Genomic DNA, 20,035 nt, shown 5'->3' with positions numbered 1-20,035 from the left:
AGCGCTGGGGAGGCGCGGGGATCAGGCCAGGCGGTACTGGACGTCGACCGCGGCGTCGCGGAAGGCGGCCCGTCGGTAGAGCGCCAGGGCGGGCGCGTTGTCGGCCTCGACGTAGAGGTCGACCTCCTCGAGCCCGCGCTCGGCGAGCAGGTCGAGGCCGGCGGCGAGGAGGGCGGATCCGAGTCCGCGGGCCGCGCGGTCGGGATCCACGCCCAGCACGTACACCTCCGCCTGACCGCCCTCCACCTTGAGCCAGTGGAAGCCGGCGAGCCGGCCGTCCGCGTCGCGGGCCAGGAGCAGCAGCGCCGGGTCGAACCACGCCTCGGCGACGCGGTCGTCGAGGTCGCCGCGCGTCATGCGGCCCTGCTCGGGGTGGCTCGCGAAGGCGCGCGCGTTGAGCGCGACCCAGCCGTCGGCGTCCTCGGCGGCGAAGGAGGAGAGCGCGAGGCCCGCCGGCATCGGGCGCTCGCCGAGGCCCGTGCGCGCCTCGGTGACCGCCGCGCGCAGCTGCAGGAGCTCGCGGGCCCGGTCGAGGCCCGTCGCGACGGCGAGGGCGCGGGCCGCGGGGTGGTCGCCGTGCGCCCAGACGGAGACGGAGGATCCCGCGGCCTCCGCGAGCACGGCGGCGAGGAGCGCGCGGCCGACGCCCCGGCGGCGGTGGGTCGGATCCACGACGAGCTCGGCCTCGATGCCACCGTCGCCGCGCGCGACGACGGCCGCGCCGATCGGGCGGTCGTCCGTCCCGACGACGACGAGGAGGGCGGGTCCGCCGTCGGAGCCGAGCGTGAGGCGGGTCTGCTCGTTGAACGGGGCGACGCCGTCGGCGTCGCGGGCGCGGTCCCCGAGCGCGAGGATCCCGCGGACGACGTCGGGGGTGGGCTCGACGCGGGCGACGCGCGAGGCGTCAGGCTCCGGGATCGGCGGGGGCGGGAACGCGCTCACTGTCCTCCTCGTACACGTTGAAGCGGTAGCCGACGTTGCGCACCGTGCCGATGAGCGACTCGAGGTCGCCGAGCTTCGCCCGCAGGCGCCGCACGTGCACGTCGACCGTGCGCGTGCCGCCGAAGTAGTCGTAGCCCCACACCTCGCTGAGCAGCTGCTCGCGCGTGAATACCCGCGACGGGTGGCTCGCGAAGAAGCGGAGCAGCTCGAACTCCTTGAAGGTGAGGTCGAGCGGCTTGCCGTGCACCTTGGCGGAGTAGCTGGCCTCGTCGATGACGACGCCGGACGCCTGGATCTTGCTGCCCGTGTGCTCGAGGGCCGCGCGGCCGATGACGAGGCGCACGCGCGCGTCCACCTCGGCGGGGCCGGCGGAGTCGAGGATCACGTCGGTCGCGCCCCAGTCGGCGCTGACCGCGGTGAGGCCGCCCTCGGTGAGCACGAGGATGAGGGGCGTGCCGCCGCCCGTGGTGGTGAGGATCTTGCAGAGGGACTTGGCGCTGGCGAGGTCGCGGCGCGCGTCGACGAGCACGAGGTCGGCGGAGGGGGCGTTCACGAGGCTCGCCGCATCCGCCTGGATGTGCCGCGTCCGGTGGCTGAGGAGCCCGAGCGCCGGGAGCACGTCGGTGTCCGCGGACGAGGTCAGGATCAACAGCTGGGCCACAGGGATCCTCCATGGATGAATTCCCCCCATGATACGTGGGGCAGGATTGCGGGGTGACCTCCCCCCTGCGCAGCCTCGTCCCCGTCTGGCTGGCCGCCGCCGTCGGCGCGGTCGTGGTGGCGGTGGCCGTCGGTCCCGACGCGGCCCCGCGGTGGTTCCCGCTCGTGCTCGCCACGTGCGTCGTCGCCACGTTCGTGATCCAGCTGGCCCTGCCCCGCAAGACCGGCTTCGTCGACCGCGCCGTCGGCAGCGTCGTGGGGGCCGTGCTCGTGCTCGCCGCGGCCACGGCCGTCGTGCTCCTCGTGCCCGTCGCCGCCTAGACCGGCCGGTCGGATCCGGTCGCCCGTGGGGTAGATTGGGCCCATGTCGTCGCTGCTTGCTCTGGAACTCTTCTTCACCGGACTGCTGGTCCTGGCGAGCCTCTCCATCGGCTGGGTGTCGCTCGTCGTGGTCTACAACCTCTTCCGCGGCCAGCGCTGACCGCGCGCCGCATGATCGAGATCCCGACCGGCCTCCCCGCCGAGCTCGTCCCCCTGTCCTGGCTCCTCGGCGTCTGGGAGGGCTCGGGCGTCGTCGAGTACGCCGTCGGGGACGAGATCGTCCGCCGCGAGTTCGGCCAGCGCATCAGCTTCAGTCACGACGGCCTGCCGCACCTCAACTACTCCTCGTACGCGTGGGTCGAGGGCGACGACGGCCCCGTGCCCTTCGTCACCGAGACCGGCTACTGGCGACTGCGACGCCAGGTCACCGATGGCGACCCGGGGCCGGCGATGCTGCCGCCCACCGGCGAGCGTCCGTTCACGACGGCCGAGGAGGTCGAGACGCTGCGCAACGCCGAGGGCGGGTTCGACGTCGAGGTCGCGCTCGTCCATCCAGGCGGCGTGAGCGAGCTCTACGTCGGCCAGGTGAAGAGCGCCCGCATCGACCTCGCGACCGACGCCGTGATGCGCACCGAGGGCGCCAAGGCCTACACGGGCGCGACGCGGCTCTACGGGCTCGTCGAGCGCGACCTGCTCTGGGCGTGGGACATCGCGGCGCTCGGCCAGCCGCTGCGCACGCACGCCTCCGGGCGGGTGTCGCATGTCGACTGACCCGGATCCCGCCGTCGCCCGCTCGCCCTTCCTCGACCTTCCCGGCGCCGTCGCCGCCGACGGACCGGACGCCGGGGTTCCCGCGCACCTCGGATCCCTCGTGCAGGAGCAGCGTGCGCTCGCCGCGGGGACCGCCATCGTCGACCTCTCGCACCGCGCCGTCCTCTCCGTCACGGGGGAGGACCGGCTGACCTGGCTCGACTCCATCACCAGCCAGTCGCTCCGCGGCCTCGCGCCGGGCGACTCGGCCGAGACGCTCTTCCTCGACCAGAACGGGCGCCTCGAGCACGCGGTCGGCGTGCTCGACGACGGCGTCACCACGTGGCTCCTGCTCGGCGCGGGCGACGCGGACGCGCTGCTCGCCTACCTGCAGCGCATGCGCTTCATGCTCCGGGTGGAGCCCGCGGATCGCACGGCCGAGATGGCCGTCATCGGCACGATGGGCGAGCCCGACCTCCCCGTCGCGGCCCCTGTGGGCGTCCCGCTCGTGTGGCGGGACCCGTGGACGCATGTCGTCCCCGGCGGCCACCAGTACGCGGCCGCCGCGCCGCACCCGGGTGAGGGCTGGACCTGGAGCGAGCGCCTCGTGCCGCGCTCCGAGCTGCCGGGCGTCGTCGCGCGGGCCGCATCCGGCGACCTGCCCGTCGCGGGCGTCCTCGCGGCCGAGGCCCTGCGGATCGCCGCGTGGCGCCCGCGGTTCGCCACGGAGGTCGACGACCGCACCATCCCGCACGAGCTCGACTGGCTCCGCAGCGCCGTCCACCTCAGCAAGGGCTGCTACCGCGGCCAGGAGACGGTCGCCAAGGTGCACAACCTCGGACGGCCGCCGCGCCGCCTCGTGCTGCTCCAGCTCGACGGATCCGACGCGGTCCTGCCCGGCGCGGGATCCGAGGTGCGGCTCCCCGCCGCCGCCGATGGCGCCGCGGGCGAGGTCGTGGGGGCCGTCACCTCCAGCGCGCTGCACCACGAGCTCGGCCCGGTCGCGCTCGCGGTCGTCCGGCGCAACGTCGACCCCGCCCTCCAGCTCGAGGTCGTCGCCGACGACGTGCGCGTGCAGGCCATGCAGGACGTCATCGTGCCCACCGACGCCGGCCGCTCCGCCGACGTCCCCCGCCTCCCTCGGCTCGGTGCGGTCCGCCGCTGAGCGCGCGCGGGAGCGGTCGGCCCGTGCCGCCCGCACCCTGAGGCACCGGGCGGATCCGCGCGCCGCGCTCCTGCGCCTGTGGGGATCCGCGCCGGCCGCCCTGCAGATCGCCATCGCCGCGACGGGCGGCTGGGCCTTCGCGCACCACGTGCTCGGCCACGACACCCCGCTGCTCGCGACGACCGTCACGATCACGAGCCTCGGCTTCGTCCGCGACGCGCGGCCCGTCCGGGTGCTCGAGACCGCGATCGGCATGACCGTCGGGATCACGCTCAGCGAGGTGCTCCTGCTCGGCATCGGCCGCGGCGCGTGGCAGCTGTTCGTCATCATCCTGGCGACGCTGCTGGTGGCGCGGCTCCTGTCGTCGAACGCCGCGTTCGCGGTCGCCGCCGGGGTGCAGGCCGTGCTCGTCGCGCTGCTCCCCGCGCCGCCCGGCGGCGTCTTCGTGCGCAGCGTCGACGGGCTCGTCGGCGGCGCGGTGGCGCTGCTCGCGACCGCGCTCATCCCGCGGGATCCCCGGCGGCAGGCCCTGCGCGAGGCCCGCCGCGTCTTCTCCGAGTGCTCGTACGCGCTCACCTCGCTCGTCACGGCGCTGCGGCTCGGCGACGCGACCGCCGCCGACCGCGCGCTCGACCGGCTCCGGCGCACGCAGCCGCTCATCGACGCGTGGAGCGCCGCCGCCGACTCGGCCCTCTCCATCGCGCGGATCTCCCCGTTCCTCCGCCGCCACGTGCCGGAGCTGCGCGAGCAGCGGCGCGTGCTCGACGGCATGGACCTCGCGGTGCGGAACCTGCGCGTGATCTCGCGGCGCATCGACTTCCTTGTGGTCGACGGGGTGCGCCGTCCGGTGCTCGCCGAGCTGCTCGCCACCGTCTCGAACGGCGTGAACCTGCTCGGCCAGAGCCTCTCGGATCCCTCGGCCGCGCCCCTCGCGCAGCAGAACCTCGTGCTCGTGGCGGTGCGGCTGGATCCGCGCGAGCTCATCCCCGGCGCCCCCGTCGGCGAGGTGATGCTCGTGATGCTGCTGCGGCCTCTGCTCGTCGACCTCCAGGTGGCGGCGGGCGTCGACGCGGCGACCGCACGTGCCGCGCTGCCCGAGGTCTAGGCCGGCGCCACCGCCGACCACGGCACCGTCAGCTCGCCCAGCCGCCATCGTGCCGAGCCGCCCTGGACCGGGACGCCGGCGTCGCGCAACCGGGCGACCGCGCCCAGCCACTGCTGCCGGGGGCCGTACACGCCGAGCGGGGCGCTGAGGATCCAGCTGCGGTCGAGGAGGGCGAGCACCTCGTGCACGCGCTCGCCGGGGACGTTGCGGTGGATGAGCGCCTTCGGCAGCCGCTCGGCGACGATCGACGGGAGCTCCAATCCCGCCAGCCGCAGCGAGATCGTCAGGCTGCGCGGCCCGTCCGCCCGCACGTCGATCCAGCTCGCGACCCGGCCGATCTCGTCGCACGTGCCCTCCACCACGGATCCGCCGGGGGCGAGCCGCGCGGCCATGCGCGCCCACGCGGCGGGCACCTCGGCCTCGTCGTACTGCCGCAGCACGTTGAAGGCGCGGATCACGGTCGCGCGCTCGCCGCCGGGCAGCGGCACCTCGAACCCGCCGCGCACGAAGGAGATCCGCTCCCGGGCCTCCGCGTCGGGCCACGCCGCGAGCTGCTCCCGGGCGCGCGCCACGCGCCCCGGCTCGATCTCGACGCCCACCACGCGCACGTCGGGCCGCGTCGCGCGCAGCCGCCGGTGCATCTCCAGCGCCGTGATCCCGCTCGCCCCGTAGCCGAGGTCGACCACGAGCGGGTCGGCCGCGGTGCGCAGGCAGTCGAGGGTCGCGATCCACCTGTCGACGCGCCGGAGGCGGTTCGTGTTGGTCGTCCCGCGCGTCACGGAGCCGACGGGGGAGGCGGGGGCCGGCATGGGATCAGTCTCCCATCGCTCGATAGGCTGATCGCATGGCTGAACCCCGCACCCTCGTCCTGCTGCGTCACGGCAACAGCGACTGGAACCAGAAGAACCTGTTCACCGGATGGGTGGACGTCGAGCTGAGCGAGCAGGGCGTCGCGGAGGGGCAGCGCGCCGGCGAGCTCCTCGCCGAGTCCGGCATCCTCCCCGACGTGCTGCACACCTCCGTCCTCATCCGCGCCATCGACACCGCCAACATCGCGCTCAAGCGCGCCGGCCGCTCGTGGATCCCCGTCCAGCGCACCTGGCGCCTCAACGAGCGCCACTACGGCGCGCTGCAGGGCAAGGACAAGGCGCAGACCCTCGCCGAGTACGGCCCCGAGCAGTTCGCCACGTGGCGCCGCTCGTTCGACGTGCCGCCGCCCCCCATCGCCGACGACGACGAGTACTCGCAGTCGCGCGACCCCCGCTACGCGGACCTCGGCGACGCCCTGCCCCGCACGGAGTGCCTCAAGGACGTCATCGAGCGGATGCTGCCCTACTGGGAGTCCGACATCCAGCCCGACCTCGCCTCCGGCCGCACGGTGCTGGTCACGGCGCACGGCAACTCGCTCCGCGCGCTCGTGAAGCACCTCGACGGGATCTCCGACGCGGACATCGCGGAGCTCAACATCCCCACCGGCATCCCGCTCGTGTACCGCCTCGACGAGGACTTCCGCCCGATCGTCCCCGGCGGCGAGTACCTCGACCCGGAGGCCGCAGCAGCGGGCGCCGCCGCCGTCGCCGCGCAGGGCAGCAAGAAGTAGGTCCACCCGCGCGTACGACGAGAGCCCGACCGGATCATCCGGTCGGGCTCTCGTCATGTCACCGCCATGCGGCGGGCCGGCGCGATGACGGCGGGGACGCGGATCAGGCGTCGGCCTGCACCCAGTCGCCGGTCGCGAGGTACTGCACGGTCTTCGCGATGGACACCGCGTGGTCGGCGAAGCGCTCGTGGTAGCGGCTGGCGAGCGTGGAGTCGACCGTGTCGACGGCCGCGCCCTTCCAGGTCTCGCCGAGCACCTTGTCGAAGACGCTGAGGTGCAGCTCGTCGATGCGGTCGTCGTCGTTGCGGATCTCCTCGGCGAGCTTCGGGTCCTCGGTGGTGAGGAGGTCGGTGAGCTTGCGGGCGATGGCCACGTCGAGCTGGCCGAGCTCGAGGAAGGTGGGGCGCAGCGACTTCGGGACCACCTTGTCCGGGAAGCGGTAGCGCGACAGCTGGGCGATGTGCTCGGCGAGGTCGCCCATGCGCTCGAGGGACGCGCTGATGCGGAGCGCGCTCACGACGATGCGGAGGTCGCGCGCCACCGGCTGCTGGCGGGCGAGGATGTTGATCGCGAGCTCGTCGAGGCTCGTGGCGAGCTCGTCGATGCGGCGGTCCTGCTCGATGACGGTCTCGGCGAGGCTGACGTTCGACTCGTTGAACGCGCGGGTCGCGTTCTCGATGGAGATGGCGACGAGCGCGGAGATCTCGATGAGACGCTCCTGGACCTCGTGGAGCTCCTGCTGGAACACTTCGCGCATGGGGGACGTCCTTTCAGGCCGCCCCGCTGCGAGGGGCGGGGTGGTTCTCGGGCACGGCGGACCCCGGGTGACGGGCCCACATCCTCCGACTCTGGTCATGCGAGGTTAACGCACGGTGCCGGCGAGCTGAATTCGCGGCCCCGTGGCGCGGATGTCGGGGCCGGACGGCCGGGACGCTCCGACGCCGTCTCCTAGTGTGGGCGCATGGACACCGGTGCGTTGGTGCTCGTCTGCCTCCTCATCGGATTGGCGGTCGGCGCGGGATTCGTGTGGCTGCTGAACCACGCGGCGGACCGCGGCGACCGTGCCGTCGAGATCACGAACCCGGTCGTCCCCGACGGCGTCGACCAGGTGCTCGAGGCGCTCGAGTCCGCGGGCATCGTGCTGGACCCCTCCAACAACGTCATGAAGGCGTCGCCCGGCGCCATCTCCTCCGGCCTCGTCTTCCACCAGGCGCTCGTCCACCCCGAGCTCGTCTCGATGGTCGACCGCGTGCGTCGGTCCGGCGAGCCGCTGGCGGAGGAGGTGTCGCTCGCGCGCGGCCCGTTCGGCGCCGCCGAGTTCCAGATGCACGTGCGCGTCGCCCGCCTCGGCACCCGCTACGTGCTCCTCCTCGCGCAGGACCGCACCGAGTCCCACCGCCTCGACCAGGTGCGCCGCGACTTCGTCGCGAACATCAGCCACGAGCTGAAGACGCCCATCGGCGCGGTCGGGCTCCTCGCGGAGGCGCTCGACTCGTGCGCCGACGACGCCGTGCAGGTGCGGCGGTTCGCCGCACGGCTCACCACGGAGTCGGCCCGGCTCGCGCGCATCACGCAGGAGATCATCGAGCTCTCGCGGCTCGAGGCGGCCAACGCGCTGGAGAAGGCGGAGCCCGTCGACGTCGACCACGTGATCAGCGTCGCGCTCGACCAGGTGCGCCTCGGCGCGGAGCTCCGCGGCATCGAGCTCGCGCGCGGCAAGCGGTCGCGCTCCACCGTCTACGGCGACGAGGCGCTCCTCGTGGTCGCGGTCGCCAACCTCCTGAGCAACGCCGTGAACTACTCGCCCGACGGATCGCGCGTCGGGATCGGCGTCATGGTCGACGACGGCGCCGTCGAGGTCGTCGTCACCGACCAGGGCATCGGCATCCCCGAGGACGAGCAGAGCCGGATCTTCGAGCGCTTCTTCCGCGTCGACCAGGCCCGCGCCCGCGACACCGGCGGCACCGGCCTCGGGCTCAGCATCGTCAAGCACGTCGTGCAGAATCATGGCGGCGACGTGCGCGTCTGGTCCCGACCGGGCCGCGGCTCCACCTTCACCATCCGCCTCCCCGAGGCATCGCAGACGCCGGCGCTCGCCGGTACGGACATCGGAGAACCCACGTGACACGCATCATGCTCGTCGAGGACGAGGCGTCGCTCAGCGAGCCGCTCGCCTTCCTGCTCCAGCGCGAGGGATACGAGGTGGACGTCGTCGAGGACGGCCCCGCCGCGGTGGCCGCGTTCGACAAGGACGGCGCCGACCTGATCCTGCTCGACCTCATGCTCCCCGGCCTCCCCGGCACCGAGGTGTGCCGGGAGATCCGCACGCGATCGGCCGTGCCGATCATCATGCTCACGGCCAAGGACTCCGAGGTGGACATCGTCGTGGGCCTCGAGCTCGGCGCCGACGACTACGTCACGAAGCCGTACTCGACGCGCGAGCTGCTGGCGCGGATCCGCGCGGTGCTGCGCCGCCGCGTGGAGGTGGACGACGAGCCGCTCAACGTGCTCGAGGTCGGCTCCGTGCGCATGGACGTCGAGCGGCACACCGTCGAGGTCGACGGCCGCGAGATCGCGATGCCGCTCAAGGAGTTCGAGCTGCTCGAGCTGCTGCTGCGCAACGCGGGGCGGGTGCTCACGCGCGGCCAGCTCATCGACCGGGTGTGGGGATCCGACTACTTCGGCGACACCAAGACCCTCGACGTGCACATCAAGCGGATCCGCTCCAAGATCGAGCGCGAGCCGTCCGACCCCGTGCTCCTCGTCACCGTCCGCGGGCTGGGCTACCGCTTCGAGGCGTAGCGGCCCGCCGGCACGACGAAGGCCCCGTCCCCCCGAGGGGCGGGGCCTTCGTCGTGCGGGGTCGCGAGCGCGAACCGCGGCCTAGTTCGTGCTGTCCCCGAGGCCCTCGTCGCCCTCGGTGGTGCCCGGGGTGGTGGTGACCGTGGTGTCCGGGGTGGATCCGGTCTCGCCGGGGACCAGGTTCGTGTACGTCTCCTGGTCGCCGTTGAGCACGGGGACGTCCATCTCGACGCCCTCGGCGTCGCCGTACTGGATGTAGATCTTGGTGAGCGACCCTGGGGTCGGGTCGACCGAGTCGAAGGTGATGCGCTGGGAGTCCTCGGCGCCGAACTTCGTGAGACCGGGGGCCGCGGTGACGGTGCGCGTCTCGCGGTCCGCGCTGCCCTCGGTGAGCTCGTGCTGGAAGGAGACGCGCTGGCTGTCACCCGAGTTGTTGACGAGCGTGACGACGAGGCTCGCGCCGGCCGCGGATCCGCCCTCGGTGAGGAGGATGGCGTTGCGCACCTCGATGTCGCCGACCGTGGCGTCGAAGCCGTCGCTCGGGAAGTAGGAGATCTGCGTGGCCTGGGGCGTGATGAACGTGCACGACGACGCGCCGACCGCGATCAGGGCCGCGAGGACGATGGACGATGCGGTACGCGCTCTCACGGGACCCTCCGGTTGTCGCGCGGGCCGGCGCCGGGGCGTCCGGAGGCGTCCGCGCTGGATCAGCTGACCCGCTCAGCCTACGGGATCAGGTGGCGCCCGACCGCCCGGGAGCGCGCCGGACCCGGCTGGTATCCTGGAGGGACACGTCCACAGAACGGGGAACCCATGCTCTTCGAGGTCGGCGAGACCGTCGTGTACCCGCATCACGGTGCCGCGACCATCATCGAGGTGAAGAAGCGCGTCATCCGGGGCGAGGAGAAGCTGTACCTCAAGCTCGACGTCAACCAGGGCGGTCTGCAGATCGAGGTGCCCGCTGAGAACGTCGACATGGTCGGCGTCCGCGACGTCATCGGGCGCGAGGGCGTGGAGAGCGTCTTCGCGGTCCTGCGCGCCGAGTTCACCGAGGAGCCCACCAACTGGTCGCGCCGCTACAAGGCGAACCTCGAGAAGCTCGCGTCGGGCGACGTGCTGAAGGTGGCCGAGGTCGTGCGCGACCTGTGGCGCCGCAACCAGGACCGCGGCCTGTCCGCCGGCGAGAAGAGCATGCTGCAGAAGGCCCGCGGCATCCTCGTGGGCGAGCTCGCCCTCGCCGAGAAGACGGACGAGGAGCACGCGTCCACGCTGCTCGACGAGGTCCTCGCCTCCTGATCCGCCCGGCGTCGGCGCGCGTCGCCGCCGGTAGCCTGACCGCATGAGCCACGACCTCGTCGCCCCGTCCGCCCGCGCGATCCCGGACGGCGCGGCGGAGGGACCGCGGCTCGGAGTGGTCGTCGTGGCCGCGGGCAGCGGCACGCGGCTCGGCGCCGGGATCCCGAAGGCGCTCGTCGAGGTCGGCGGCGCCTCGCTGCTGGCCCGCTCCCTGTCCTCGGTCCTCGGCCTGGCGGAGGAGGCGCACGTCGTGGTCGTCGCCCCGGACACGCACCTGGCCGAGACGACCGCCGTCGTGGACGCCGTCGCGGGCGCGGCACGGGGATCCGTCGCGGTCGTCGTCGGGGGAGCGACCCGGCAGGGCTCGGTGGCGGCGGGACTCGCCGCGCTCGCCGGATCCGTCGACACGGTCCTCGTGCACGACGCCGCCCGCGCGCTCACGCCCACCGCCCTCTTCGCCGCCGTCGCCGACGCCGTCCGCGCCGAGGCCGCCGGGATCGTCCCGGGCCTGCCGGTCACCGACACCGTCAAGCGCGTTGACCCCGCGGGGGAGTGCCTGGGCACCGTCGACCGCAGCGACCTGGTCGGGGTCCAGACCCCGCAGGGCTTCCCGCGGGCCGACCTCGACGCCGCGTACGTCCGCGCCGACGCCGAGCACACGGACGACGCGGCCCTCTTCCAGGCGTCGGGCGGCCGCGTCCGCGTGATCCCCGGCGACGCGCTCGCCTTCAAGGTCACCACCGGGTGGGACCTCCGCCGCGCCGAGGAGCTCGTCGCGCGGGACGAAGGCAGCGGATCCACCGCCTCGCGCCTGCGCTCCGGCATCGGCACCGACGTCCACGCGGTCGACGCGACCCAGCCGCTCTGGCTCGCGGGCCTGCACTGGCGGGGCGAGGCGGGTCTCGCGGGCCACAGCGACGGCGACGCGGTCAGCCACGCGATGTGCGACGCGCTCCTCTCCGCCGCGGGCCTCGGCGACATCGGCGGCGTCTTCGGCACCGACGACCCGGAGCTCGACGGAGCGCACGGCGAGGTCTTCCTCCGGCGCACTGCCGAGCTCGTGCGCGGCGCGGGGTACCGGATCGTCAACGTCGCCGTGCAGGTCATGGCCGTCCGCCCCAAGCTGTCGCCGCGGCGGGCGGAGGCCGAGCGGATCCTCTCGGCCGCCGTCGGCGCGCCCGTCTCGCTCGCCGGCACCACCACGGACGGGCTCGGCTTCACGGGGCGCGGCGACGGCGTCGCCGCGGTCGCGACGGCCCTCGTCGAGCGCCTCTGACCGCGTCGTCACGCCGGTCGTCGACCGCCGTCCCGGCCCGTCATCCGGCGGGGGCGCGGATGCGCGCTGACTAGGATCTCTCTGTGACCCTGCGCCTCCATGACTCCCGGACGCAGTCCCTCCGGGACTTCGTGCCGCTCGTCGACGGCAGGGTCGGCATCTACGTCTGCGGTCCCACGGTGCAGTCGGCGCCGCACATCGGCCACCTCCGGAGCGCGCTGGCGTACGACCAGCTGCGCAGATGGCTCACCCACCGCGGGCTCGACGTGACGCTCGTCCGCAACGTCACCGACATCGACGACAAGGTCATCGATAACGCCCGGCGCGGCCAGGAGGCCGGCGGCACCGAGGAGTGGTGGGCGCTCGCCTACCGCGTCGAGCTCGCGTTCTCCCGCGCGTACGCGGCCCTCGGGATCCTCCCGCCCAGCTACGAGCCGCGCGCCACCGCGAGCATCGGCGAGATGCAGGAGATCATCCGGCGGCTCGTCGAGCGCGGCCACGCGTACGCCGCCGACGACGCATCGGGCGACGTCTACTTCGACACCGCCTCCTGGCCCGAGTACGGCGAGCTCACGCGCCAGCGCGCCGCCGACATGGAGGCCGCCACGGACGCGGACCCGCGCGCCAAGCGCGACGTGCGCGACTTCGCCCTCTGGAAGGGCGCGAAGCCCGGCGAGCCCGCGAGCGCGTCGTGGCCGTCGCCGTGGGGCGCCGGCCGCCCCGGGTGGCACATCGAGTGCTCGGCCATGTCCACGCGCTACCTCGGCGCCGAGTTCGACATCCACGGCGGCGGCCTCGACCTCCGCTTCCCGCACCACGAGAACGAGCTCGCGCAGTCCCGCGCGGCGGGGGATCCGTTCGCCCGCTACTGGCTGCACAACGGCCTCGTCGCCGTGGCCGGCCAGAAGATGAGCAAGTCGCTCGGCAACTCGCTCTTCGCCGCCGACCTGCTCGCCTCCGCGCGGCCGGTCGTGGTCCGCTACTTCCTCGGATCCGCGCACTACCGGTCGACCCTCGAGTTCCACGACGGAGCCCTCGCCGAGGCGGAGGCCGCTCTCGACCGCATCGAGACCTTCCTCGACCGCAGCGCCCGCCGCCTCGCCGGCACGCGCTTCCAGGCCGTGCCCGCCGCGACGGACGGCGCGCCCGCGGCCGTCCCGCAGGAGTTCGCCGAGGCGATGGACGACGACCTGAGCGTCCCGCAGGCGCTCGCCGTGCTGCACGACGCCGTCCGCGCGGGCAACGCCGCCCTCGACGCCGGCGACCTCCAGGAGGCCGCGTCGCTGCGCGCCGACGTCTCCGCGATGGTGGGCGTGCTCGGGATCGACCCGCTGGCCGACGAGTGGCGCACCGCGTCCGACCAGCCCGCGCGCCGTGCGCTGCAGGCGCTGGTCGAGCACCGGATCGCCGAGCGACAGACCGCGCGGGAGGCCAGGGACTTCGCCCTCGCCGACCGCATCAGACAGGAGCTGGCCGAGGCCGGCATCACGATAGAGGACTCGCCTGGCGGGTCGCATTGGAGCATCGATGGCGAATAAGCCCAGCCGCTCAGGCGCGGTACGGAAGACCAAGAAGGGCCCGCTCAAGGGGTCGGGCGGGCAGGGCAGGCAGGCCCTCGAGGGCAAGAAGCCCACGCCGAAGGCCGAGGACCGGCCGTACCACCCCGCCGGCAAGCGCAAGCTCGCGAAGGACCGGTACGAGGCGGCGTCCGCGGGCGCCAACCGCGGCCGTGACGAGCGCGCCGAGCGCTCCGCCGCACCCCGATCCGCGGCGCCGCGCGCCCGCGCGACCGACCGCCCCGCCGGCGCCGACGCCCCGCGCGCCCGCCGCGCGAAGCAGCAGGACGAGTCCGAGGTCGTGACCGGCCGCAACTCGGTCGTCGAGGCGCTCCGGGCCAAGATCCCCGCGACCGCGCTCTACATCGCGTCGCGCATCGAGTACGACGACCGCGTCAAGGAGGTGCTGTCGCTCGCCACCGGGCGCGGGATCCCCGTGCTCGAGGTCATGCGCCCCGAGCTCGACCGCATCGCCGGCCACGACGCCGTGCATCAGGGCCTCGCGCTCAAGGTGCCGCCGTACGAGTACGCGGACGCGATCGAGCTGCTCGACAAGACCATCTCGCGCGGCCAGGTGCCGCTCATGGTCGCCCTCGACGGCATCACCGACCCGCGCAACCTCGGGGCGATCATCCGCTCGGTCGCCGCGTTCGGCGGCCACGGCGTGATCGTGCCGCAGCGCCGCTCGGTCGGCCTCACCGCCAGCGCGTGGAAGACCTCGGCGGGCGCCGCCGCGCGCACGCCCGTCGCCATGGCGTCGAACCTCACGCAGACGCTCAAGGCGCTCAAGCAGCGCGGCGTCTTCGTGGTCGGCCTCGACGGCGGCGGCGACATGTCGCTGCACGAGTTCACGCTCGCCGACCGGCCGATCGTGGTCGTCGTCGGATCCGAGGGCAAGGGCCTCTCGCGCCTCGTCACCGAGACGTGCGACACCGTCGTCTCCATCCCGATCGGCGCCTCCACCGAGTCGCTCAACGCCGGCATCGCCGCGAGCGTCACGCTCTACGAGATCGGGAAGCTGCGGGCCGCGACGCGGAAGTAGCGCCGCACGCACGAGGAGCCGGGACCCCAGGGTCCCGGCTCCTCGTCGTCGTGGCCCGCGCCACGGCGGGTCAGACCTTCGTGCGCCAGTCCTCCGCGGCCTCGGCCTCGGTGATCGGCACGTCCGACTCGTCCTCGATGACGCCGATCGACTCGGTCGGCGGGTCGATGACCGTCGCCTCGTCGCGCCGGTGCCGGAGGATGTCCTGCACGTACGCGGTGACGGCCTCGGCGAGCGGGATGTCGCGGCTCAGCTTCTGCGACATGTACCAGCGGTGCTCGAGCAGCTGGTGGAAGATCTCGGCGGGCTCGAGCTTGCCGCGGAGGTCGCGGGGGATCGCCCGCACGACGGGCTCGAAGACGCGCGCGACCCACTCGTGAGCCACCATCTCCTCGTCGAGGTCCTGCTTGTCGAACGTCGCCGTGTACGAGTCGAGGTCGTTGAGCAGGCGACGCGCCTGGTTCTCCTGCGCGTCGACGCCCGTGAGGCGCAGCAGCCGGCGCTGGTGGTGCCCGGCGTCGACGACCTTGGGCTGGATCCGCACCTGCGAGCCCTCCGCGGTCGTGCGGATCGCGAGCTCCTCGATGTCGAAGCCGAGGTCGTTGAGGCGGTCGACGCGCTCGTTGATCCGCCAGCGCTCCGAGGTCGGGAACTCCTCGCGGCCGGTGAGCTCCTTCCAGAGCGTGCGGTACTGGGCCACGATGCGCGTGCTGGTCTCGAGCGGATCGAGGCCCTCCTCGATCCGGCCCCCGGCCTCGAGGTCCATGAGCTCGCCCGCGATGTTGACCCGGGCGATCTCGAGGTCGTTCTCGCGCTGGCCGTTGGAGAGGCCGCCGTTGAACAGCTTGCCGGTCTCCGCGTCCACCAGGTAGGCGGCGAACGCGCCCGCGTCGCGGCGGAAGAGAGTGTTGGAGAGCGAGACGTCGCCCCAGAAGAAGCCGATCATGTGCAGCCGCACGAGCAGCACGGCCAGGGCGTCCACGAGGCGCGTCGCCGTGTCCGGTCGCAGCTGCTGCGAGAAGAGCGCCCGGTAGGGGAGCGAGAACTTGAGGTGCCGGGTGACGAGCACCGACTTGAGCGGGTCGCCGTCCTCGTCGGTGCGGTTCGTGATCACCGCGACGGGCTCCACGCACGGGATCTCGAGCCGCTGCAGCGTGCGCAGCATGTCGTACTCCCCGCGGGCCATCTCGTCGGTCGTCTCCTTGATGGCGATGACGTAGCCGGACAGGTTCGCGAAGCGCACGAGGTGCCGCGAGATGCCCTTCGGGAGGGTCGCGATGGCCGAGGAGGGCCACTCGTCGAGCGGCAGCTGCCACGGCAGGTCGAGGAGCGCGGGATCGACCGTCGCCGAGGTGATGTTCAGGGATCCGGCCATGCTGCGACCCTACCCGACCCCGGAAACGCGGCTGCCGCGGCCCCCGGTGCTCCCGTCGAGGGAGCGTGGGGACCGCGGCAGCGGTCGTGCGGGAGGTCGATCAGCTCGCGGCGACCGGCGCGTTGAGGCGGAGGCCGCTCTCGGCGTCGAAGGCGTGCAGGTGACCGGGCTGCGGCGTGATGAAGACGGTGTCGCCGGCGTTCGGGTGCAGGCGGCCGTCCACGCGCGCGACGAGGTCGGTGCGCTTGCCCTCGATGTCGGTGTGGCCGTAGAGGTAGCCGTCCGCGCCGAGCTCCTCGACGAGGTCGACCGTGACCGAGAGGCCCTGGCCCTGCGAGGTGCTGACGACGACGTCCTCGGGGCGGACGCCGATGGTGACGGATCCGCCGGTCGCGTTGGTGAGCACGTCGCGCTCGACCGGGACGACGGCCGTGCCGAACTGCACGCCGCCGTCGACCACGTTCGCGGTGAAGAGGTTCATCGCGGGCGAGCCGATGAAGCCGGCCACGAACACGTTCTGCGGCTTCTCGTACAGGTCGCGCGGGGTGCCGACCTGCTGGAGGACGCCGTCCTTGAGGACCGCGATGCGGTCGCCCATGGTGAGGGCCTCGGTCTGGTCGTGCGTGACGTAGACCGTGGTGACGCCGAGGCGGCGCTGGAGCGAGGCGATCTGGGTGCGGGTCTGCACTCGGAGCTTGGCGTCGAGGTTCGACAGCGGCTCGTCCATGAGGAACACCTGCGGCTGGCGCACGATGGCGCGGCCCATGGCGACGCGCTGGCGCTGGCCGCCGGAGAGGGCCTTGGGCTTGCGGCTGAGGTAGGGCTCGAGGTCGAGGAGCTTCGCGGCCTCGAGGACGCGGGTGGCGCGCTCGTCTTTGCCGACGCCGGCGATCTTGAGCGCGAAGCCCATGTTCTCGGCGACCGTCATGTGCGGGTACAGCGCGTAGTTCTGGAAGACCATCGCGATGTCGCGGTCCTTCGGCGGGACGTCCGTGACGTTGCGGTCGCCGATGAAGATGTTGCCGTCGTTGACCTCCTCGAGGCCCGCGAGCATGCGGAGGGTGGTCGACTTGCCGCAGCCGGACGGGCCGACGAGGACGAGGAACTCGCCGTCGGCGACCTCCAGGTCGATCTGGTCGACCGCGGGGCGCGTCGAGCCCGGGTACAGGCGCGTGGCCTTGTCGAAAGTTACAGATGCCATTTCGGTGTTCTCCTTCACGGGCAGGTACGTGCCCGACGATCCGTGGTGATGGATGTGATGCTCATGGCTCATCGCTGTGGGCGACGACGACCACCCGATGAGTATTGCACGCGGGTCTGTGGGCGGGAAGCCCGGCACGATGCCGATCGGCGGCTATTCCCTCACCCGGGGACAGGGTGCGGCGGCCCTGTATCGTCTCCTGCGGCGATGCACCCGCGCCCGACGCGTCACCGCTTTCCCAGACTGGCCGCCTAGAGTCCTGAGGTCGTCCGGGAGCCCGCCCGCACCCGACTCCCATCCCCCTGAGCGAGGACCCATGAGCAGCACGCCGCCCGCGCACGAACCGCACGGCGGTCACCGACGACGCCGCGAGGCCGCGCGCGAGAAGGCGCGGCTCAACCGGATGAAGCAGCGGCGGCGGGACGTGTTCGGCCGCTACGCCATCCGCGGCGGCATCGCCGCGGCTCTGATCGCGGTGGTCGTGGTGGTGGGGCTCGTCGTCGTCCAGGGCGCCCGACCCGCGGGACCCGGCCCCCAGAACATGGCGAGCGACGGGATCCTCATCGGCAAGGACCTCGCCGCGGTCCCCACGCAGGCGCTCGACCCTGAACAGGATCCGGTTCCCACGGAGTCGGATGCGGCCGGCGTCGCCCGCATCCGCGTCTACGTCGACTACCTCTGCACCGCGTGCAAGGAGTTCCAGGACACCAACGGCGCGCAGATGGAGGGCTGGCTCCAGTCGGGCGCCGCCACCGTCGAGATCCACCCCGTCGCCATCCTCACCAGCAAGTCGCAGGCCTACTCGCTGCGTGCGGCGAACGCCGCCGCGTGCGTCGCCGACTCCGCGCCCGACGACTTCTGGGCCTTCAACTCCGCCCTGTTCGCGGAGCAGCCCGCCGAGCAGAGCACGGGCCTCAGCGACGATCGCATCGTCGAGCTCGCCGGGCAGGCGGGGGCGGGATCGGCCGACGTCGCGAAGTGCGTCTCGGACCAGCGGTTCCAGTCGTGGGTCAACGCCGCCACCGATCGCGTCCTCGACGGCGAGATCCCGGACTCGAACGTCGACAAGGTCGTGGGCGCGCCCATCATCGTGGTGGGCGACCGCCAGTACACCGGCCAGCCCGACGACGCGAAGGCGTTCGCCGCGTTCGTGCTCCAGGCCGCGGGCCAGGACGCGACGACCACGCCCACCCCGACGCCCGCGCCGTCCGAGACGCCGACGAGCGCGCCGTAGCGCTGCTCGTATGATGGAGCGACGGTCCGCGAGGTCCGTCGGCCGGCCTGGCGCAATTGGTAGCGCACCGCACTTGTAATGCGGCGGTTACGGGTTCGAGTCCCGTGGCCGGCTCTCGATGCCGGTCGCTCAGTCCAGGACGGTGATCATCCGCTCGCCGTCGACGGTCGACCGGGGGCCCTTGTCGTCGGCCGCGACGTCGCCGACGTAGAGCCAGCCGAGCAGGTCCTCGCCTTCGCGCAGACCGTGCATGCGCCGTACGGGTTCGCTGCGCGTCAGGCCGCCCGTGCGCCAGAAGACGCCCCATCCCCGCTCCTCGAGCAGCAGGGTGACCGCATGCGCGACGCCGGCGGCGACCGCCTCCTGCTCCCAGTCCGGCACCTTGCGGCTCGGGGTGCGGCAGACGACGACCGCGACGAGCAGGCTCGCGCGGTGGGTCTTCTTGCGGTGCTTGCCGGACCCGGGATCGCCCGCGGCCTCGTCCATGGCCGCGCCGAGGCGGTCGCGCGCGCCGCCGCGGATCTCGATGACCCGCCACGGGCGGAGCGCGCCGTGGTCCGCGAGCCGGGAGGCCGCCTCGACGAGCGGCACGAGGTCCTCGTGCGTCGGAGCCGCGTCGCCCACGGACGAGCGAGACCGCCGATCGCGGAGCGCCTCCAGCACGGGTCCGGAGTGCGCGGGGATGCCGGGCCCGGACGGGTCGGCGGTGCCGCCCGCCCGATGCCGCGGCACGCCGGTCACTCCGCGGTGCGGAACGACATGGAGACCGAGTTCATGCAGAACCGGTCGCCGGTGGGGGTCTGCGGCGCGTCGTCGAACACGTGCCCGAGGTGCGAACCGCAGCGGGCGCAGACGACCTCGACGCGCTTCATGCCGAGGCTCGTGTCGGTGTACAGCTTGACGGCGTCGCTCTCCTTGGGCGCGTAGAAGCTCGGCCACCCGCAGTGGGAGTCGAACTTGGTGTCGCTCGTGAAGAGCTCGGCACCGCAGGCCTTGCAGCCGTAGACGCCGGTGCGCTCCTCGTCCAGCAGCTCGCCGGTCCAGGGGCGCTCGGTGGCCTGCTGGCGCAGCACCGCGTACTCCTCCGGGGAGAGCTCCTGGCGCCACTCGTCGTCGGTCTTCTCGATCTCGTAGGCCATGTGCGGGTCCTTTCTCGCTGGTCGATCCTAGGGGCGGCGTCCCAGCGCGCCTCCATGGTCAACCGCTGGCGGGCCCCGTCGATTCCTGCATGCGGGGGACGATCCGGCCCGGGACGCGAGCGGATGCGGGCCCGGGTCGCGCTGCCGGTCGCGTCGCGCGGACACCCCGGGGACCTGCGCGGGGCGCTCAGCGAGCCGCACCTAGTATGTGGGGGATGTCGGGGAAGGAGCATGCCGTGGACCAGCGCGAGACCCGTCCCGCGACCGCTCCGGCGGCCGGGACGCACCCCGTCGTCGAGCTCGACGCGCGCGGCCGCGCGGTCCTCGACTTCGAGCGGGATTGGACGCGCCACGCCGGGGCGAAGGAGGAGGCCATCCGCCAGACCTTCGGCCTCTCCGCCACGCGCTACTACCAGCTGCTCGGGTCCCTCCTCGAGACGCGTCAGGCCCTCGCCTACGACCCCCTGCTCGTCGGACGCCTCCTGCGCCTCCGCGAGACGCGCGCCGCCGCTCGAGCCGCCCGCGCCCTGCCCACCGGTCTCCCGCACCGACCGACCGCGCGCTGACCCGC

Annotated in this window: 22 protein-coding genes and 1 tRNA gene; 14 read left to right on the top strand and 9 right to left on the bottom strand. The window is 73.2% G+C overall.

All coding sequences use genetic code 11. The features are described 5' to 3' along the window. Positions 1–21: 21 nt before the first annotated feature. Positions 22–942, bottom strand: a complete 921-nt coding sequence (gene mshD, locus JOE38_RS07860) for a mycothiol synthase (RefSeq protein WP_204575626.1) — start codon at positions 940–942, stop codon at positions 22–24. After that, positions 905–1,603: a response regulator transcription factor gene (locus JOE38_RS07855; RefSeq protein WP_204575625.1), complete on the bottom strand. Its 699-nt coding sequence runs from the start codon at positions 1,601–1,603 to the stop codon at positions 905–907. Before JOE38_RS07855 ends, mshD begins: the two co-directional genes overlap by 38 nt. A 53-nt stretch (positions 1,604–1,656) precedes the next feature. On the opposite strand from JOE38_RS07855, the gene JOE38_RS07850 reads away from it, so the two are divergent. The 4 genes from JOE38_RS07850 to JOE38_RS07835 all read left to right on the top strand — a co-directional run bounded on the left by JOE38_RS07850 (position 1,657) and on the right by JOE38_RS07835 (position 4,943). Continuing rightward, the gene (locus JOE38_RS07850) at positions 1,657–1,923 is read left to right on the top strand and encodes a hypothetical protein (RefSeq protein WP_204575624.1); all 267 of its coding nucleotides are present in this window, start codon (positions 1,657–1,659) and stop codon (positions 1,921–1,923) included. A 171-nt stretch (positions 1,924–2,094) separates the two neighbouring features. After that, the gene (locus tag JOE38_RS07845; RefSeq protein WP_204575623.1) at positions 2,095–2,694 is read left to right on the top strand and encodes an FABP family protein; all 600 of its coding nucleotides are present in this window, start codon (positions 2,095–2,097) and stop codon (positions 2,692–2,694) included. Continuing rightward, on the top strand, positions 2,684–3,838 hold the full coding sequence (gene ygfZ, locus JOE38_RS07840) for a CAF17-like 4Fe-4S cluster assembly/insertion protein YgfZ (protein WP_204575622.1): 1,155 nt from the start codon (positions 2,684–2,686) through the stop codon (positions 3,836–3,838). The genes JOE38_RS07845 and ygfZ overlap by 11 nt, the downstream gene beginning before the upstream one ends. After that, positions 3,822–4,943 carry an FUSC family protein gene (locus JOE38_RS07835; RefSeq protein ID WP_204575621.1) on the top strand — a complete coding sequence of 374 codons (1,122 nt, stop codon included), beginning with the start codon at positions 3,822–3,824 and terminating at the stop codon, positions 4,941–4,943. The genes ygfZ and JOE38_RS07835 overlap by 17 nt, the downstream gene beginning before the upstream one ends. Here the strand turns inward: JOE38_RS07835 and JOE38_RS07830 are convergent. Next, the gene (locus JOE38_RS07830; RefSeq protein ID WP_204575620.1) at positions 4,940–5,752 is read right to left on the bottom strand and encodes a class I SAM-dependent methyltransferase; all 813 of its coding nucleotides are present in this window, start codon (positions 5,750–5,752) and stop codon (positions 4,940–4,942) included. The two genes, JOE38_RS07835 and JOE38_RS07830, sit on opposite strands and share 4 nt — an antisense overlap. A 35-nt stretch (positions 5,753–5,787) precedes the next feature. Here JOE38_RS07830 and JOE38_RS07825 point away from each other — a divergent pair, with 35 nt between their 5' ends. Beyond that, positions 5,788–6,543 (top strand): phosphoglyceromutase, encoded by a 756-nt coding sequence (locus JOE38_RS07825; RefSeq protein WP_104294518.1) that lies wholly within the window; start codon positions 5,788–5,790, stop codon positions 6,541–6,543. Between the two features lie 103 nt (positions 6,544–6,646). Here the strand turns inward: JOE38_RS07825 and phoU are convergent, their stop codons facing one another. Further along, the gene (phoU, locus tag JOE38_RS07820; protein ID WP_012039182.1) at positions 6,647–7,300 is read right to left on the bottom strand and encodes a phosphate signaling complex protein PhoU; all 654 of its coding nucleotides are present in this window, start codon (positions 7,298–7,300) and stop codon (positions 6,647–6,649) included. A gap of 204 nt (positions 7,301–7,504) precedes the next feature. Here phoU and JOE38_RS07815 point away from each other — a divergent pair, with 204 nt between their 5' ends. Both JOE38_RS07815 and JOE38_RS07810 read left to right on the top strand, forming a co-directional pair. Next, a complete protein-coding gene (locus JOE38_RS07815; protein ID WP_204575619.1) occupies positions 7,505–8,668 on the top strand; it encodes a sensor histidine kinase in 1,164 nt (387 codons plus the stop codon). Beyond that, a complete protein-coding gene (locus JOE38_RS07810) occupies positions 8,665–9,345 on the top strand; it encodes a response regulator transcription factor (RefSeq protein WP_086514252.1) in 681 nt (226 codons plus the stop codon). The genes JOE38_RS07815 and JOE38_RS07810 overlap by 4 nt, the downstream gene beginning before the upstream one ends. A gap of 81 nt (positions 9,346–9,426) precedes the next feature. On the opposite strand, the gene JOE38_RS07805 is transcribed toward JOE38_RS07810, so the two are convergent. Beyond that, on the bottom strand, positions 9,427–9,993 hold the full coding sequence (locus JOE38_RS07805; RefSeq protein ID WP_204575618.1) for a hypothetical protein: 567 nt from the start codon (positions 9,991–9,993) through the stop codon (positions 9,427–9,429). A gap of 165 nt (positions 9,994–10,158) precedes the next feature. Here JOE38_RS07805 and JOE38_RS07800 point away from each other — a divergent pair, with 165 nt between their 5' ends. From JOE38_RS07800 to rlmB, 4 genes are all read left to right on the top strand, one after another. After that, positions 10,159–10,641 carry a CarD family transcriptional regulator gene (locus JOE38_RS07800; RefSeq protein WP_012039178.1) on the top strand — a complete coding sequence of 161 codons (483 nt, stop codon included), beginning with the start codon at positions 10,159–10,161 and terminating at the stop codon, positions 10,639–10,641. Between the two features lie 43 nt (positions 10,642–10,684). Next, positions 10,685–11,917, top strand: coding sequence for a 2-C-methyl-D-erythritol 4-phosphate cytidylyltransferase (gene ispD / locus JOE38_RS07795; protein ID WP_204575617.1), 1,233 nt, complete (start codon positions 10,685–10,687; stop codon positions 11,915–11,917). 83 nt (positions 11,918–12,000) lie between these two features. Continuing rightward, positions 12,001–13,455 (top strand): cysteine--tRNA ligase, encoded by a 1,455-nt coding sequence (gene cysS / locus JOE38_RS07790; RefSeq protein ID WP_204575616.1) that lies wholly within the window; start codon positions 12,001–12,003, stop codon positions 13,453–13,455. Beyond that, a complete protein-coding gene (gene rlmB, locus JOE38_RS07785) occupies positions 13,445–14,515 on the top strand; it encodes a 23S rRNA (guanosine(2251)-2'-O)-methyltransferase RlmB (RefSeq protein WP_204575615.1) in 1,071 nt (356 codons plus the stop codon). Before cysS ends, rlmB begins: the two co-directional genes overlap by 11 nt. A gap of 70 nt (positions 14,516–14,585) precedes the next feature. Here rlmB and JOE38_RS07780 read toward each other — a convergent pair whose 3' ends face one another. Continuing rightward, on the bottom strand, positions 14,586–15,890 hold the full coding sequence (locus tag JOE38_RS07780; protein WP_204575614.1) for a DUF4032 domain-containing protein: 1,305 nt from the start codon (positions 15,888–15,890) through the stop codon (positions 14,586–14,588). 100 nt (positions 15,891–15,990) lie between these two features. Next, entirely contained in the window at positions 15,991–17,091 is a 1,101-nt protein-coding gene (locus JOE38_RS07775; RefSeq protein ID WP_012039173.1) for an ABC transporter ATP-binding protein, read from the bottom strand. 316 nt (positions 17,092–17,407) lie between these two features. On the opposite strand from JOE38_RS07775, the gene JOE38_RS07770 reads away from it, so the two are divergent. Both JOE38_RS07770 and JOE38_RS07765 read left to right on the top strand, forming a co-directional pair. Next, complete coding sequence (locus tag JOE38_RS07770; RefSeq protein ID WP_204575613.1) at positions 17,408–18,325, top strand: DsbA family protein; 918 nt, start codon at positions 17,408–17,410, stop codon at positions 18,323–18,325. A gap of 41 nt (positions 18,326–18,366) precedes the next feature. Further along, positions 18,367–18,439 (top strand) — tRNA-Thr (locus tag JOE38_RS07765). Between the two features lie 15 nt (positions 18,440–18,454). Here JOE38_RS07765 and JOE38_RS07760 read toward each other — a convergent pair. Both JOE38_RS07760 and msrB read right to left on the bottom strand, forming a co-directional pair. Next, entirely contained in the window at positions 18,455–19,057 is a 603-nt protein-coding gene (locus tag JOE38_RS07760; protein WP_204577153.1) for a nitroreductase family protein, read from the bottom strand. Between the two features lie 5 nt (positions 19,058–19,062). After that, entirely contained in the window at positions 19,063–19,464 is a 402-nt protein-coding gene (msrB, locus tag JOE38_RS07755; RefSeq protein WP_012039170.1) for a peptide-methionine (R)-S-oxide reductase MsrB, read from the bottom strand. A 236-nt stretch (positions 19,465–19,700) separates the two neighbouring features. On the opposite strand from msrB, the gene JOE38_RS07750 reads away from it, so the two are divergent. After that, positions 19,701–20,030, top strand: a complete 330-nt coding sequence (locus JOE38_RS07750; protein WP_204575612.1) for a DUF3263 domain-containing protein — start codon at positions 19,701–19,703, stop codon at positions 20,028–20,030. Positions 20,031–20,035 lie beyond the last annotated feature (5 nt).

Origin of the sequence: Clavibacter michiganensis, from assembly GCF_016907085.1 — a bacterium.
In the GTDB taxonomy this organism is placed as follows: domain Bacteria; phylum Actinomycetota; class Actinomycetes; order Actinomycetales; family Microbacteriaceae; genus Clavibacter; species Clavibacter michiganensis_O.
Note: the sequence above shows the minus strand (reverse complement) of the source record. Positions and strands in the feature narration are given on the sequence as shown.

Bases quoted from the DNA above. Each gene is read 5' to 3' on its own strand.
- JOE38_RS07845 (WP_204575623.1), top strand. From the start codon at position 2,095: ATGATCGAGATCCCGACCGGCCTCCCCGCCGAGCTCGTCCCCCTGTCC.
- ygfZ (WP_204575622.1), top strand. From the start codon at position 2,684: ATGTCGACTGACCCGGATCCCGCCGTCGCCCGCTCGCCCTTCCTCGAC.
- JOE38_RS07830 (WP_204575620.1), bottom strand. From the start codon at position 5,752: ATGCCGGCCCCCGCCTCCCCCGTCGGCTCCGTGACGCGCGGGACGACC.
- JOE38_RS07825 (WP_104294518.1), top strand. From the start codon at position 5,788: ATGGCTGAACCCCGCACCCTCGTCCTGCTGCGTCACGGCAACAGCGAC.
- phoU (WP_012039182.1), bottom strand. From the start codon at position 7,300: ATGCGCGAAGTGTTCCAGCAGGAGCTCCACGAGGTCCAGGAGCGTCTC.
- JOE38_RS07815 (WP_204575619.1), top strand. From the start codon at position 7,505: ATGGACACCGGTGCGTTGGTGCTCGTCTGCCTCCTCATCGGATTGGCG.
- JOE38_RS07800 (WP_012039178.1), top strand. From the start codon at position 10,159: ATGCTCTTCGAGGTCGGCGAGACCGTCGTGTACCCGCATCACGGTGCC.
- ispD (WP_204575617.1), top strand. From the start codon at position 10,685: ATGAGCCACGACCTCGTCGCCCCGTCCGCCCGCGCGATCCCGGACGGC.
- rlmB (WP_204575615.1), top strand. From the start codon at position 13,445: ATGGCGAATAAGCCCAGCCGCTCAGGCGCGGTACGGAAGACCAAGAAG.
- JOE38_RS07780 (WP_204575614.1), bottom strand. From the start codon at position 15,890: ATGGCCGGATCCCTGAACATCACCTCGGCGACGGTCGATCCCGCGCTC.
- JOE38_RS07775 (WP_012039173.1), bottom strand. From the start codon at position 17,091: ATGGCATCTGTAACTTTCGACAAGGCCACGCGCCTGTACCCGGGCTCG.
- JOE38_RS07770 (WP_204575613.1), top strand. From the start codon at position 17,408: ATGAGCAGCACGCCGCCCGCGCACGAACCGCACGGCGGTCACCGACGA.
- msrB (WP_012039170.1), bottom strand. From the start codon at position 19,464: ATGGCCTACGAGATCGAGAAGACCGACGACGAGTGGCGCCAGGAGCTC.